This window comes from Oceanispirochaeta sp. (assembly GCF_027859075.1).
In the GTDB taxonomy this organism is placed as follows: domain Bacteria; phylum Spirochaetota; class Spirochaetia; order DSM-2461; family DSM-2461; genus Oceanispirochaeta.
This window is the reverse complement of record NZ_JAQIBL010000003.1, coordinates 45,817-60,139: the sequence shown is the minus strand read 5'-3', so window position 1 is coordinate 60,139 and position 14,323 is coordinate 45,817. Positions and strand designations below refer to the sequence as shown.

Below are 14,323 nucleotides of genomic sequence, written 5' to 3'. Positions count from 1 at the left end.
ATCCCAGCAATTGTTTCAGGAGACCAGGAAAAATGATTTGTCAAAAGTACTATGGTATTGTCTGTATCAGGATCAAAGCTTTCCACGATTCTCAATCTCTGAGTACACTCCTTCCCTGTTTTTATTCCGGTCATCTTGATGTATTTATCAAATCCAATATTCTCATATTTATTAACATCACATTCTTTTAACACCTGATATGCTGCATTCCGTTTTATCCTTGTAACAAAGTAAATCCCTTCCTTACAATACTTTGAAAACTCTTTGTAATCGTTATAGCCTCTATCAAATACAAAAATGTCTCCTTTTTTCCTTGGCATTTCTCGTATTGCATTCATCTCATGCACTTTGGCATCTGTAACAGAGACAAAGGAAGGGATATAACCGGAATGATCCAGTTTGACATGCAACTTAATCCCACCTTTATTCTGTCTGAAGTTCGCCCATGGAAATATATTCAGGCATAGATCAATGGTTGATGCATCAATACTGTAGAGAGGGTTTTTGAATTTAAATTTATGCTTTTTCTTATTGTTATGCAGTCTGCCAAGTAAGGAATAAAATAAATCCTGATAGATTTCATGTGGCCTGTTATTATTAGCATATGAGAGCGTTGAGCGTTTTACCGCGCCTATTCCTAGATGATAAAAATTATTTTTATTCATGGATAAACCTGATTCAATTCCCCTCAAACCTTTTTGTGAACTTAACTGCCCAAATAGCATCGAAGTAAAATGACTCCAACAACTGAATCCCTTGGTGTAGGCCTCTCCGCGGTGCTTCTTTACCCATTTTTCAAAATCATGTCTCGTTATTAATTGAAGAAGTTGCTGAAAAGTTGTATTCTGATGACTCATAGCCGATTTCCTTTATATGTATGCGTTTAGTCACCATTAATATATATTGGATTTCGGCTTTATAAAACCCCTTTCAAATTATCTTGGACAGCTGTGATTTAAAGTGATCTTTTTTCATATCTGTGACAAAGTTTACAATTAAATTGCTTTTATCTTTAGTGAAGATCTTTGAGGGTTGAGAAGAGAAATGAACTTTAAAATATTCGTCACAGGTGCGACGGGGAATGTAGGTTCTGAAGTAGTCAAATATCTCCTGAAAAGCGGAGTTTCTGTCATCGGCGGAAAATCCCTTTTTAAAAATCCAGAAGCCCGGGAAGGGGTGGAGTGGCGGTCCTTTGATTTTACTGATCAGACTACCTGGGAACCCTGTCTGGAAGGTGTGGACAGGGTCTTTCTGATGAGACCTCCTCATATCTCCCATATCAAAAGGGATATGCTTCCCTTTTTGAATCATTTGAAGTCCCGGAATGTCAGGCAGGTGGTTTTTCTCTCTGTACAGGGGGCAGAAGGGAATAAAATAATTCCCCATCACAAGGTGGAGCAGTATCTGATGTCCCTTGAGATCCCTTATACGATCCTCCGTCCCAGTTTCTTTATGCAGAATCTGACGACCACTCATCTTCTTGAAATCCGGGATGAAAAGTGTCTTTTTGTGCCTTCCGGGGAGGGGAAAACCAACTTCATCGATGTTCGTGATATCGGGGAAATCGCTGCTCGGATCTTTGTGCAGACCGGACATATCGGTAAAGCATATACAATCACCGGGATGCTCAGCTACTCTCACAGAGAAATCGCAGAGCATCTCTCCAATGAACTGGGTCAGCCTATCCATTTCATCAGTCCCGGTCCTATTCATTTTATCTCTTATCATCTGAAAAAGAGTAGAAAGCTGGGAATGATTCTTGTGATGCTGGTCCTTTATACTGTAGTCCGCCTGGGACGGGGGGATGTAACTACTCCTACCTCACAAATACTTCTGGGAAGGAATCCCCGATCTCTTCAGGAGTTTATCAAGGATTCCAAGGATGTTTTAATCCATGGTAAAATACATTCAAATTACTAGTGGAGCAGGTGAATCTTCTTTGAAACTGAAAATCACAGTCTTATGCCTCCTGGTTCTATTCACAGGCTGTACCAGAATGTCCGTAGAGGTAAGCGCTCCACCCCTCATCGCCCTCTCAATTGAAAATCGTGACAGTTCTCTTTGTATCGGTATCATCAATGAAATGAGTCGATTCGCCGCAGATTCGGGATATCAATTTATTTTTGAAGGGAGTGAAAACAGCCTTAAAGGACAGATAAGAGGTATTACTACCCTTCTGGAAAGAGACCCGGATTTCCTGATCATCTCTCCTGTGACCTCCCTAGGATTAGAGGATCAGATAGATCAGTCTCATAAGAGGGGAGTCGGGACCATTCTTATGAATTCTACGACAAGGGTCCATAATACAGGATCTCTCAGCAGTATTATTGCCTGTGATCATGTTAAAGAAGGGGCGCTTGTCTCAGAAGCATTTTCAACCCTTTCTATGGGAGAATCCACTCAGATCCTTGAGATTCAGGGACCGATTCTCTCTTCTGTTACAAGAGATCTGGCTTTGGGATTCCGGCAGGGGCTAGGATTGTATGAAAATCTGTACATAGCCGCAGTCATTGAAAATTGCGGCACTCGAATAGAAGCCTACAGCGATATGAGGGAAGCCCTGGAAAAATACGGTTCTTCCATTGATGCCATTTTTGCCCATAATGACCGGCTAGGACTGGGGGTCCAGGATGCCTTGCTGGAAGTAGGGTATAAGATTCCCATTATTTCAATTGGCGGATCAACGGATGCAGCCAAAGCCATTTTATCCACTTCCTATTACGGAACGGTTTATAGAGAAGACGGTATTTCCCCTCTTTTCAGTATGATTCGGAAGCATATAGAGAATAAGAGTGATTTTGATTCTATAGTTCTGAAGAGCACTTTCATTTCAGCAGAGAATGCCCGGGATCTGATACCATGAAAATGGGAAGAGTCTCCAGGCACTTTAAAATCTCAAAGCTGGCGAACAGGGTTTTAAAGTATTTTTCAGCCTTCTCTATCATCCCTATTTTACTTTTCGGAATCCCTTTGTGTATTTATCTATTGAACAATACAGTCCGCGGTCTGAGAGTTGATACAGTTTCAATGATAGAACAGGTTTCCACTGAAATGGATCTTCTCCTGGAAGATGCCTATCAAATCGGAAACACCATCAGCAGAAATCCATTGATCAATGAAATCCTGTCTCATACCTATGACAGTCCGACTGAACAGTACCTGGATGAAACCATTTTGAACTCTGAACTGACTCAAATGCTCCAATATACATCCAATATGATTGAAGTCTACATCATTGCTGAAAACGGAGGGCTCTTTAAGAGTGCGGATAAGATGTTCATAGACAGTGCATTTAAAGAGGAAGAGTGGTACAGGAATGGCAGAAAACAGAGTCGTTTCAGTTGGTACCGTCCCCAGTCAGGATCTCTTGTGGTAGAAACCCTTCCCGAGAATCATGTTCCTCTTCTCATTCCTATCCGACAAGTCCTGAATAAGGAAGTTCTGGGTCTTATCGTTGTGGACATCAGGCTTCCTTCTCATCTGAACCAATCTGAAGAGGAGAAATTCTCCACTTTGTATCTGGTGGATGAAGAGGATACCTATGTCTTCGAAAAAACAGGGATCAGCCGCTATCAGGAAAAAGATCTTCTTCCCGAACTTGTCCGTGTCAGCCGTCCGGGAATCAAATATTGGGATACCGCAGCAGGTGCAGGAAAAATTAATATCAAGGAGGGGAGATCATCCATCACTGCCTATAAACGCTCAACAATCAGCGACTGGATCTACTGCAGCACCGTGTCCAAGAAAAGCCTGTTTAAGAATCTGATCATCATCCTGGTATTCTCTTTTTTTATTTTGCTGGTACTGATATTAATTTCCTCTCTTATGGCTTACCGTGTTTCGAGGTCTCTCACAAATCCGATCATAGAACTCTCCCAGACAATGGCGCTGGTTCGAAAAGGCGATTTCTCGGCCAGGGTCCACAATTCGGCGGAGGATGAAATCGGAGTCCTGGGTAGAGATTTCAATAAAATGATCTTTGATATTACCAAACTAATGGATAAAATCTATGAGGAGCAGAATAAGCTGAAACAGTATGAATTGATGCTGCTTCAGGCTCAGATCAACCCTCACTTTCTGTATAATACCCTGGATTCCATCATCTGGCTTATCAGGATGAAAGAGTCTGAGGATTCTATCAGGATGATTCAGGCGTTGACAGTCTTTCTTAGAACCGGTCTAAGCAAAGGAAAAGACATCATCAGTCTGCAGCAGGAGATTGAGAATGTTACCAGTTATCTGACTATCCAGCAGTTGCGGTACAAGAACAAATTGTCCTATGAGATAGATCTTCCCGATGATATAATGACCCAGCCCCTTCCCAAGCTTATTTTGCAGCCTCTGGTGGAGAATGCCATCTACCATGGCATCAAAAACCTCCAGGAGGGCGGGTTCATCCATATATACGGTTATGAAGAAAAGAAAGATGTGGTCATCATCATCTCTGACAACGGTGCCGGGATGAGTCCTGAACAGCTGGAACCACTGTGTGGAGGCGATCCGGTGATGGACGACCAGGACGATTTAAGTTCTTACGGGTTTAAGAATGTGAAGGAGAGGCTGTCTCTTTTTTTTAAGGACAAGTGCTCCCTGGGTATAGAGAGCCAGATCGGAGAAGGAACAAAAATCACTTTGAGAATCAGGGGAGATCTTTGATTTGTATACAATAGTTATTGCCGATGATGATGAAATCCTGTTACGGGGGTTATCTGAGAATTTTGACTGGGTTCGGCTGGGCATTGAGATTGCGGCTACGGCAGATGATGGGAAGATCGCATTGGATGCTGTGAAAACATTTCACCCGGATATCCTTTTGACGGATATCAGAATGCCCCACCTGGATGGCCTGGAACTGATCAGCAAGGTGAAAAACTTTGATTCTGAAATCGCCACTGTCATCATCAGTGCCCATGATGATTTTTCTTATGCCCATAAGGCCATAAAACAGGGTGCGGAAGATTATATTCTAAAACCCATCAATCTGGAGAGCCTTGAATCTGTTATGCAGAAAATTGTGAAGGACAAGGATCTGAAGAGTCATATGTCCCGGAAAATCAGCAGTATTGACAGGCTTGAGGATGAAAAGAGGAGTCATGATACAATCAGTATGTACAATCAGGTTCTATCGGGTATTCCGGGGTATCCTGATCTGCTTCGGGAGTATAAGACTCTTCTTCCTGTTGAAAAGTACAAGGCTTTTTCTGTCACAATAATCAGGACAAGGTCAGAGAATCTGAATCAGATCCGCCAGGCCCTTCACAAAAAACCGGTTCCGGGAATTGAAATTCTTTCTCACTTTGGAAAAATCCTGATCCTCTCCATCTCTGAAAGCCGAGTGACTCTTAAAGAGAATTTGGACCAGGTTAAAAAGAATCTGCTGGATGATTTCTCCGATTTAAACGGGTCATCTCTGTTCTTTGAAAATGGAAGTACGGTCAATCAATTTCTCAACTTGTCACAGTCCTACCAGGAGGCTCTCCGGGTTGAAGATTTGTTTTTTATACATGGACCCAAAAGAGACCTTTATCTGAGTGATTTTAAAGCAGAGAGTGACGGGTATGATTTCAGGTCAGAAGCGGCTGCGGATAAACTGGCCCAGCTGACAATGCTGGGAAATTTTAAAGCTGTGCCACAGTGTATGGATGAGTACGGGCTTTGTATCCGGAATTGCGGTCAGAAAGCCAGAATCGTATTTATTTTTACTTTGAGCAAAATATTTGCTGCTATAGAACGTGAAGCATTGAAACTGTCCATACATACTGCGGATGTAATGGGAGATAGTAAGGATCTTCTTGATAAAATCCTGGCAGCAGAAACCTGTTCTGAGAGCCTGGATCTTCTCAAGGAGAAACTCTGTCCTCTCTCAGAGTTTCTTAATCTGAAAAGTGACCACTCCCTGGATCAGCTGATGATCAACGCCTTCACCTTCATTGAGGAAAACTATACAAATCCGGAGCTGAGGATCAATATGGTGGCCTCAGAGGTCGGGTTGAGTAAAAGCTATTTCAGCATTGTTTTCAAAGAGGCTGCAGGTTCGAGTTTTACTGATTATCTGACAGACTTCAGAATTGAAAAAGCCAAAACTCTGCTGTCCAATACTAATTACCGCAGTTATGAGATCAGCTATATGGTGGGGTACAATAATCCGACCTATTTCTCATCAGCCTTTAAAAAGCAAACCGGAATGACTCCCTCGGGATATATTAAAACTGTCCGGTAAATCAGATCATATTTAAAGATTATAGATTCATATTGTATTCACGTTTGAAAATTTGGGTGCTAAAGTCTTCATAGATCTTGTACTGATTTATGATTTTTTGGACTAATCCGGCGCCGGATTAATCCCGGGAACAGTCTCAGTCAATGATAAATATCAGGAGGACTTTTAAATGAGAAAATTACTATTGGTTTTATTATGTACCCTTATGACTTTCAGTGTTATGGCAAATGGACAGTCTGATGCATCTGCTTCGGGTGAGAAAAAACTGAAGATCGGTTATACCGTTCAGAGCATGGAAAATGCCTATTTCGTATCCGTTGTGGAAGGCATGAAAGTTGCCGCGAAAGATATGGGGATTGATCTTATAGTCGCCGATGCGGCAGCTGATGCTTCCAAGCATGTGGCTCATATTGAAAACTTTATTGCCCAGCAGGTTGATGTTATTCTCATCAGCCCTGTAGATGAAAAAGCACCCGAAGACGCCGTTGCAAATGCACAGGCTCAGGGCATTCCAGTTATCGGTATTAATCAGACAGTCAAGGGATCTTCTGCTTTTATCGGTACAAGTGAATATGACTTTGGGTACAATGGCGGGATCATTGCCGGACAGTGGCTCAATGAGAAAGAAGCTGCTGGAACAATTTCAGATGTTCTCAATAAGAAAGGTGAAATCGAAGTTGTTGTCATCCGCTATGATGTGATTGCCTCCCTAATAGATCGCGGTGACGGTCTGAAAGCCGGAATGGAAGAAACATATACAGGTTCTGCAAAGTTTGACTACGTATTTGAGCAGGATGCTGCCGATGCAGATACGGGTTATAAAGTGGCCGAAACTGCTCTGACTGCCAATCCAAATGTAGCTATCTTCCTGGGAATCAATGATTCATCTGCCCTTGGTGTGTACGAAGCCTGTCTGGCCCGTAAAAATCATACTATTAACAATACCTGTATCACAGGTCTGGATGCACTTCCCCAGGCCCTTGAGCTTATTGCCGGAGATACCATGTATCAGGGAACTGTCGATATTCAGCCTGCAAAACTGGGCCGGGACGCCCTTGAAATTGCAATGAAAGTTCTTGCTGACGGACCTATAAAAGAAAAAATCCTCATTGACATGAAAATTGTAACTGATGCCAATATCGGCGAATACATCAAATAATCTGTAATGAAGAGAGCAGGAGTGATCCCTTCCCCGGGCTCTATCCTCTCTCTCTCTTTTTATAATTGATCGTATGAAAGGACAAAGCATGGATGACTATTTATTAGAGCTCAAAGGGATTAGAAAAGAGTACCCCGGAGTTGTTGCGCTGAAGGGTGTTTCCCTGGGGTTCAGAGAAGGTGAAGTTCATGCCATTGTGGGAGAGAATGGAGCCGGGAAATCTACATTTATAAAAATAATTACAGGTGCTATCGAAGCCACTTCAGGGGATGTCTATTTTGAGGGGCAGAAGCTGAAAGACAGCAGCCCTGCAGAGAGGCTGCACCTGGGAATCACTGCCATCTACCAGGAGTTTAATCTATTTGATCATCTCTCTGTTGCAGAGAACATTTATTACAATCGATATGACAAAAAAAGAGGATTTATCGATTATAAATCCATAGAAAAGAAATCAAAAAAAGTCCTGGACAGTCTTGGTGTTCTGATCGATCCCAAAATGCTGGTCAAAGATTTGACTGTTGGATACCAGCAGCTGGTGGAGATTGCAAAATCTGTTTCCAGAACAGTCAAAATCATGATCATGGATGAACCCTCTGCCCCTCTGACCAACAATGAACTTGAATACTTATTCCGGATTGTTGAAAAACTGAAAATTGACGGCATCGCCATCATATACATTTCTCATAGACTGGAAGAGATCTTTGAAATCTGTGACAAGGTTTCCGTTTTCAGAGACGGTGAGTACATTTCTACATCCCTTGTGAAAGATACAAATAAAAATGAGCTGATCAAGCTGATGGTGAACCGGGATCTGGATCATTCTTTTCCGCAGATCGAAATGGAGAGAGGAGAAAAAGTCCTTGAGGTTAAAAACCTGAATACTTCTGTTTTGAAGGATGTTTCTTTCTCTGCATTTAAGGGTGAGAAACTGGGTTTTGCCGGTCTGGTGGGAGCAGGGAGAACCGAAGTGGCTAGAGTCCTCTTCGGAGCCGATCGTCTGACCAGCGGTGAGATCCTGATCGATGGAAAGAAGGTGGGGATTCACTCTCCAAAAGACGGTGTACAGAACGGGATCGGCTTGATTCCCGAGGATAGAAAACAGCAGGGTACCTTGCTGCATATGAATATAAAAGAGAATATCTCCTTTGCCTATATGAAGAATCTGACTGGAACCCTGGGCATCATCTCTGATGCAAAAGAGAACAAACTCAGTGCTGAACAGATCCGGTCTCTTAAAATAAAAACACCCTCCAGCGATCAACTTGTCAAAAACCTGTCCGGGGGAAACCAACAGAAGGTTGTGCTGGCTAAATGGCTTCTTATGGAGAGCAAAATCCTGATTTTTGATGAACCCACCAGGGGAATTGATGTAGGTGCCAAGCAGGAGATTTACAACCTGATCAATGAACTTGCTCTCATGGGAAAAGTCATCATTATGATCTCTTCCGAAATGCCTGAACTGATTGGTATGAGTGACAGAATCCTCGTCATGGCCGGCGGAAAAATCACCGGTGAATTATCTAAAGAAGAAACAACACAGGAAAAGATCCTGGAATTAGCATCGGTTGCCAGGGAGGTGGAAAATGCAAAATATTAATAAAAAGAATATAGATTGGTCCAGTGTGGGGATATTGCTATCCCTTTTGCTTATGTTTACCTTTTTTTCAATCAGGTCGGAAAATTTTTTAAGCACCAATAATATGCTCAATATACTCAGGCAAATCTCAATTACCGGAATCTGCGCCGTCGGTATGACCACGGTGATCCTGACCGGAGGGATTGACCTCTCCGTGGGGTCTGTCATTGGATTATCAGCCGTTTCCTGTGCCCTGATGCTCAGTAGTGGAGTTCCCATACTACTGGCTCTGCTTATTACTTTCATTATTGCCCTTGGTATCGGTGCCGTGATTGCGACTTTCATCAATTATGTCACCATACCCCCCCTCATCACGACCCTGGCTATGATGACCACTCTCCGAGGGGCCATATACCTCATCTGCGGGGGAATGCCTGTCTATGGTTTGCCTGTCTCTTTCAAGTTTCTGGGCCAGGGAAATCTTTTGGGAATCCCCGTGTCTGTCATCATAATGGTGTTCTTTTTCATTGCCGGTATTATTCTTCTCAATAAAACGGTCTTTGGACGCTGTGTGTATGGAATCGGTGGGAATGAGGAAGCTACCAGACTCTCCGGGGTCAACATCAAGGCTGTCATCTATAAGGTCTATATGCTGGAAGCCTTTCTGGCAGCCATGTCAGGACTTGTCCTTATGTCCCGTGTCAACAGTGGTCAGCCCAGTGCCGGAGACGGATACGAAATGGATATCATTACGGCGGTTGTATTGGGTGGTGTCAGTGTCAGCGGTGGAGAAGGGAAACTCTTCAAGGTTATCATAGGTGTTCTGTTTATGGGTGTTCTCGCCAATGGAATGCTGATGCTGAATATCAGCGAGTACTGGCAGCGGGTCGTGAAAGGACTTGTCCTGCTGCTGGCTGTTTCCATTGATATCCTCTCTAAAAAACAGAAAATCAAGGCATAGGAGATTTTTTATGAATCAGGATTTTTATGATCTGGACCTGGAATATAAACCGGACTTTGTAGAGTCTATGAAAAGGATTTATGCCTGGTATGAATGCGAAATAATAGACCGGGTACCCGTTCGATTTACGGCTCATAATCAAGAATACGAAACTGTTGAAGATACGGAGAACTGGAAGAGCCTCAAAGACCGGTGGTACGATGTTGAATATCAGATCAAGCATTTTGAAGCTTCATTGGATGGACCTTGTCTGGGAGAAACTTTCCCGGTTTATTGGCCGAATCTTGGACCTAATGTCTATGCTGCCATGCTGGGGGGAGAAATTGAGTTTGGGGATGTTACCTCCTGGGTCCATCCCATCCTTCATTCCCAGGGGGATGCAGATAAGATCAAATTTGATGAGGACAACGAGTCTCTGGCAAAGCTCATGGAGCTGACTGATCATTCCCTGGAAAGGTGTGAAAACAGATACATGGTGGGATACACCGACATGCACCCCAGCCTTGACTGTCTGGATGCTCTGAGAGGGACAACGGGATTATGCATGGATATGTACGATGATCCTGACAGGCTGCACAGGATGATTGAAAACTGTTACAAGCCCTTTGTGGGCATCATGGATATGATGCACAGGAAATTGAAAGCGAAGAAACAGCTCTCCGTTTCCTGGATGAATATTCCCTCTTTCAAGACCATGCATATCCCAAGCTGTGACTTGGGGTCCATGATCTCAAAGCCTAGTTTTGATGAGTTCTCATTGCCATATATCAAGAGGGAAGTGAAACACTTCGAGCACAATATCTTCCATCTGGACGGGAAGGGTGTTGCTAACCATATTGACTCTATCCTAGAGTTGGATGAGATCAATGCCATCCAATGGGTTCAAGGTGTCGGTAATGAAAAACCCATTATGCAGTGGCTGCCTCTGATCAAGAAGATTCAGAACGCCGGCAAGGGTGTCATCGTGGATCTGGAGCTGTCCGAACTGGAAGAGTTTATTTCCCAGATGTCTCCCAAAGGGATCTATCTCTGTATTTCTGAATCGGACAGGGGGATGCAGAAGACAATTCTGGACAGGCTTTTGAAGTGGTCCTGATGTTCTAATCAATGTGTGTCATACCGGCATGGCACACAATGAATAACCGTTTTTATAGAATATCATTATTTCCCTGTAGCATTGCAAAAAGCTTGAAAGACCTCATCAGATACTGCTGCTGGAATTTCGTAACCACCACTCAGGATGTATGGTAAACCTTTGGTTTCATTACATAGCATCTGTACTTTTTGAATAACAGTCTCGGGTTCGCTTTGCAATAATTCAGAAACGGGATACAGACTCCATTTGAAGGCAAGATCTTTTAAACAGATTACAGGTGGTTTGCCTGTCAATTACAGGGAGAAAAAGAATTATTTTTGAAATCACAAAATACACAAAGGACTTCTTTATAGTTGACATTCCGGTGAAAATCATGACCCAGTCACTTTCCTCAACTACTATTTTTTTACATCCTGGATGCAGGACTTAAAGTACCGCTGTGTATTGATTCAGATCTTATCATGTTTACTATCAATTCTTTTCCAGGTTGCAGATATCTTTCGATATCTTATGTCCTATAGATGTGATTTCATCAAGTAATTCTGCCTTCCTTTTCTGGGTAAATCGAACACCAGGAACGGTGATGCTGATGGCTGCAACTGTTTTCCCCTCTTTATCGACCAGAGGAACTGAAATACAGCAAACACCCTCCTCGTGTTCCTCATTATCATAAGATGTGCCTCTTTTCTGAATCGTCAGCAGTTCATGTCTAAAAGTATCCAATTCTGAAATCGTATTTTTTGTGAACCGTATCAATGTAAGCCTGGGAAGGATTTCCTTCAATTCCTGGCTATCCAGCCCTGATAGAAGCATTTTTCCTAAGCCTGTGCAGTGCAGAGGAGCAAAACCACCTGCTTTTGATTGGATGACGACTCTGAGGCTACGACTCGATTCCCATTTATTCAGATAGCAAAGCTCATTATTTTTAAGAACTGCCAGATGCAGTGTTTCATTCACCTTGCTGTGGAACTCTTCCATGTATGGACTCACAATCTCTGACAGCCAGGTGTAGGAGGATTTTGGGTGGAGAAGGTCTCCCATTTTTGAGGATAGACTATAGAAACCGCTCTCCTCCTGATGGTCCACAAACCCCAGCTGAACCAGAGATTTCAGCATCCGATAGGTGGTGCTTCTATGTACTTCCAGAGCCCTGGTTACTTCTGCGGCTGTACTTCGTTCATTTTCTGCAAGTGTCTGCAGCAGGAGCATTGTCTTTTCTATGGTCTGGGACGTTTCCATTATTTTATCCAATCCTATTTGTGTCTCTCTCAGAGAGACTGATGTCTCATATTATTGACAGGTTTTTGTTGTATGTCTATAGTGATCTTACAGAAAGGGAGGTTTTATTATGAAAACTATATTTACATCAGAATTGAAGGGGAAACTTTTTGCGTCAGGTGTTATCGCTGTGATTACAATCAATGATGCCGATCAGGCTGTTCCTCTGGCCAGGCTCCTTGTTGATGAAGGAATCAGAGCCATGGAGCTGACCTTGCGGACAGAGTGTGCCCTGAATGCTCTTGAAAGGATAACAAAGGAAGTACCGGAAATGAATGCCGGGGTAGGAACGGTCCTTCAGGCGTCTCAGCTTGATGAGATTATTAAAAGAAGGGCTCTTTTTGCAGTGGCCCCCGGGTGTAATCCCGATGTGATCGACGGAGCCCTGGAGAGACAGTTTCCTTTCGGCCCCGGAATCAGTACCGCATCAGATGTTGAGACGGCTGTATCAAAGGGATGTCAGGTCTTAAAAATATTCCCGGCGGAGCAGCTGGGCGGCATTAATTATCTGAAAGCCCTCAATGGACCCTATGGATTTCTTGATTTGCAATATATTCCCCTGGGAGGAGTGAATGCGGGGAATATGGCTTCCTGGCTTGAACGCCCGGAGATCCTGGCAATCGGTGGTTCCTGGATTGCTCCTCCTGGAATGATAGATAAAAAAGACTGGACCGGCATCGCTGCCAATGCCCGGGAGGCGGTCAAAATCACAAGAGAGGTAAGAGGATGAAAGACGTTATCGTAAGCTATGGAGAAATCATGGGACGTTTTTCTCCGGATAACAACAGACGGTTCAGGCAGACTATGCCTGGAAATCTGAATGTCACCTTTGCCGGGGCTGAATCCAGCGTTGTTGTCTCCCTCCAGCTGCTCGGCTGCCAAACCCGGTATGTAACAGCACTTCCCAAACATAGCATCGCCGATGCCTGTGAAGATTCAGTGAGACGTTTTGGTGTAGACACATCCTACATCCTCAGGACCGACAAGGGCCGTCTCGGTCTGTATTTCATGGAAACGGGAGCCAACCAGAGACCCAGCCAGGTTATTTATGACAGAGCCGACTCTTCTGTTTCCCTTACTCCAGGAGATTCTTACGACTGGAAAAATATATTCGCCGATGCCAAATGGTTTCATATCAGCGGTATTACCCAGGCCATCTCCAGAGAAGCTGCCGAAGCTTCCATTCTGGCGGCGAGACATGCAAAGGACGCCGGTGTGACTGTCTCTTGTGACTTGAACTTCAGAAAAAAATTATGGAACTGGGAGGCCGGGACCAATTCCAGGGATCTGGCAGAAAAAACCATGCGCCGTCTTTTGAAATACGTGGATGTTGTCATCGGAAATGAAGAAGATGCCCATGATGTTCTTGGCATCCAAGCGGGAGACACTGATGTGGAAGCAGGAGATCTGGATATCAACCGGTATCCAGATGTAGCCAGGCAGATTCAACAGCAGTTTTCCCATGTCAGCCATGTAGCGATCACACTGAGAGAAAGCATCTCTGCCAATCATAACAACTGGGGAGCCATGCTCTATACATGCAAAGACGGCTCTGCCCATTTCGCCCCCATGGATGGGGATGGGTACAAACCCTATGAGATTCGCAACATAGTAGACCGCCTGGGCGGGGGAGACTCCTTTTCTGCAGGTTTGATTTATGGACTCAGTGGAGAGTTCAAAGATTCTCCCGGGGATGCACTGGAATTCGCAGTTGCTTCTTCCTGCCTCTGCCACTCCATTGAAGGAGATTTCAATTACTCCAGTTATGAAGAAGTGACGGCCTTGAAGAACGGAAGCACTACGGGTCGGGTTAAGAGATAAGTTTACACTGTGAATATTAAAAAAGGGGGGGGCTTCCTCCCCTTTACCAGATTCTTCTGTAGCTGAACCAGTCATAGGCCTTTTGTTTTTCATCCAAATTATTCCCATTCTCTTTTCTCTATTTATATCTCATCATAAAAGCAATTATTACTATCGTTTGATCTTTCTATACCGGCAAATCTGTAAAGTGGTTCTACCAATTGTTGACAAGT

General features: G+C 43.6%; 12 protein-coding genes. 10 read left to right on the top strand and 2 right to left on the bottom strand.

The features are described 5' to 3' along the window. A partial coding sequence (locus tag PF479_RS00360) for an IS4 family transposase (protein ID WP_298001078.1) occupies positions 1 to 857 on the bottom strand: 857 nt, incomplete at its 3' end. Positions 858 to 1,044: 187 nt separating this feature from the next. Here PF479_RS00360 and PF479_RS00355 point away from each other — a divergent pair. From PF479_RS00355 to PF479_RS00320, 8 genes are all read left to right on the top strand, one after another. Then, entirely contained in the window at positions 1,045 to 1,920 is an 876-nt protein-coding gene (locus PF479_RS00355) for an NmrA family NAD(P)-binding protein (RefSeq protein ID WP_298001076.1), read from the top strand. Then, positions 1,895 to 2,863, top strand: coding sequence for a substrate-binding domain-containing protein (locus tag PF479_RS00350; RefSeq protein ID WP_298001075.1), 969 nt, complete (start codon positions 1,895 to 1,897; stop codon positions 2,861 to 2,863). The genes PF479_RS00355 and PF479_RS00350 overlap by 26 nt, the downstream gene beginning before the upstream one ends. Beyond that, positions 2,860 to 4,656 (top strand): sensor histidine kinase, encoded by a 1,797-nt coding sequence (locus PF479_RS00345; protein ID WP_298001073.1) that lies wholly within the window; start codon positions 2,860 to 2,862, stop codon positions 4,654 to 4,656. The genes PF479_RS00350 and PF479_RS00345 overlap by 4 nt, the downstream gene beginning before the upstream one ends. Before the next feature lies 1 nt (position 4,657). Then, the gene (locus tag PF479_RS00340; protein WP_298001071.1) at positions 4,658 to 6,220 is read left to right on the top strand and encodes a response regulator; all 1,563 of its coding nucleotides are present in this window, start codon (positions 4,658 to 4,660) and stop codon (positions 6,218 to 6,220) included. A 169-nt stretch (positions 6,221 to 6,389) separates the two neighbouring features. Next, positions 6,390 to 7,379 carry a sugar ABC transporter substrate-binding protein gene (locus PF479_RS00335; protein ID WP_298001069.1) on the top strand — a complete coding sequence of 330 codons (990 nt, stop codon included), beginning with the start codon at positions 6,390 to 6,392 and terminating at the stop codon, positions 7,377 to 7,379. An 88-nt stretch (positions 7,380 to 7,467) separates the two neighbouring features. After that, complete coding sequence (locus PF479_RS00330) at positions 7,468 to 8,976, top strand: sugar ABC transporter ATP-binding protein (protein ID WP_298001067.1); 1,509 nt, start codon at positions 7,468 to 7,470, stop codon at positions 8,974 to 8,976. Continuing rightward, the gene (locus PF479_RS00325; RefSeq protein WP_298001065.1) at positions 8,963 to 9,916 is read left to right on the top strand and encodes an ABC transporter permease; all 954 of its coding nucleotides are present in this window, start codon (positions 8,963 to 8,965) and stop codon (positions 9,914 to 9,916) included. Before PF479_RS00330 ends, PF479_RS00325 begins: the two co-directional genes overlap by 14 nt. Positions 9,917 to 9,926: 10 nt before the next feature. Beyond that, entirely contained in the window at positions 9,927 to 11,012 is a 1,086-nt protein-coding gene (locus tag PF479_RS00320) for a uroporphyrinogen decarboxylase family protein (RefSeq protein WP_298001063.1), read from the top strand. Positions 11,013 to 11,483: 471 nt separating this feature from the next. On the opposite strand, the gene PF479_RS00315 is transcribed toward PF479_RS00320, so the two are convergent. Next, positions 11,484 to 12,251, bottom strand: coding sequence for an IclR family transcriptional regulator (locus PF479_RS00315; protein WP_298001061.1), 768 nt, complete (start codon positions 12,249 to 12,251; stop codon positions 11,484 to 11,486). A gap of 109 nt (positions 12,252 to 12,360) precedes the next feature. On the opposite strand from PF479_RS00315, the gene PF479_RS00310 reads away from it, so the two are divergent. Together PF479_RS00310 and PF479_RS00305 are read left to right on the top strand one after the other, a co-directional pair. Further along, entirely contained in the window at positions 12,361 to 13,020 is a 660-nt protein-coding gene (locus PF479_RS00310; protein WP_298001059.1) for a bifunctional 4-hydroxy-2-oxoglutarate aldolase/2-dehydro-3-deoxy-phosphogluconate aldolase, read from the top strand. Next, the gene (locus PF479_RS00305; RefSeq protein ID WP_298001057.1) at positions 13,017 to 14,111 is read left to right on the top strand and encodes a sugar kinase; all 1,095 of its coding nucleotides are present in this window, start codon (positions 13,017 to 13,019) and stop codon (positions 14,109 to 14,111) included. The genes PF479_RS00310 and PF479_RS00305 overlap by 4 nt, the downstream gene beginning before the upstream one ends. Positions 14,112 to 14,323 lie beyond the last annotated feature (212 nt).

What these genes read in the sequence shown, in the direction of transcription:
- PF479_RS00315 (WP_298001061.1), bottom strand. Translation starts at nt 12,251, where the DNA reads ATGGAAACGTCCCAGACCATAGAAAAGACAATGCTCCTGCTGCAGACA.
- PF479_RS00330 (WP_298001067.1), top strand. Translation starts at nt 7,468, where the DNA reads ATGGATGACTATTTATTAGAGCTCAAAGGGATTAGAAAAGAGTACCCC.
- PF479_RS00345 (WP_298001073.1), top strand. Translation starts at nt 2,860, where the DNA reads ATGAAAATGGGAAGAGTCTCCAGGCACTTTAAAATCTCAAAGCTGGCG.
- PF479_RS00305 (WP_298001057.1), top strand. Translation starts at nt 13,017, where the DNA reads ATGAAAGACGTTATCGTAAGCTATGGAGAAATCATGGGACGTTTTTCT.
- PF479_RS00335 (WP_298001069.1), top strand. Translation starts at nt 6,390, where the DNA reads ATGAGAAAATTACTATTGGTTTTATTATGTACCCTTATGACTTTCAGT.
- PF479_RS00355 (WP_298001076.1), top strand. Translation starts at nt 1,045, where the DNA reads ATGAACTTTAAAATATTCGTCACAGGTGCGACGGGGAATGTAGGTTCT.
- PF479_RS00350 (WP_298001075.1), top strand. Translation starts at nt 1,895, where the DNA reads ATGGTAAAATACATTCAAATTACTAGTGGAGCAGGTGAATCTTCTTTG.
- PF479_RS00320 (WP_298001063.1), top strand. Translation starts at nt 9,927, where the DNA reads ATGAATCAGGATTTTTATGATCTGGACCTGGAATATAAACCGGACTTT.
- PF479_RS00325 (WP_298001065.1), top strand. Translation starts at nt 8,963, where the DNA reads ATGCAAAATATTAATAAAAAGAATATAGATTGGTCCAGTGTGGGGATA.
- PF479_RS00310 (WP_298001059.1), top strand. Translation starts at nt 12,361, where the DNA reads ATGAAAACTATATTTACATCAGAATTGAAGGGGAAACTTTTTGCGTCA.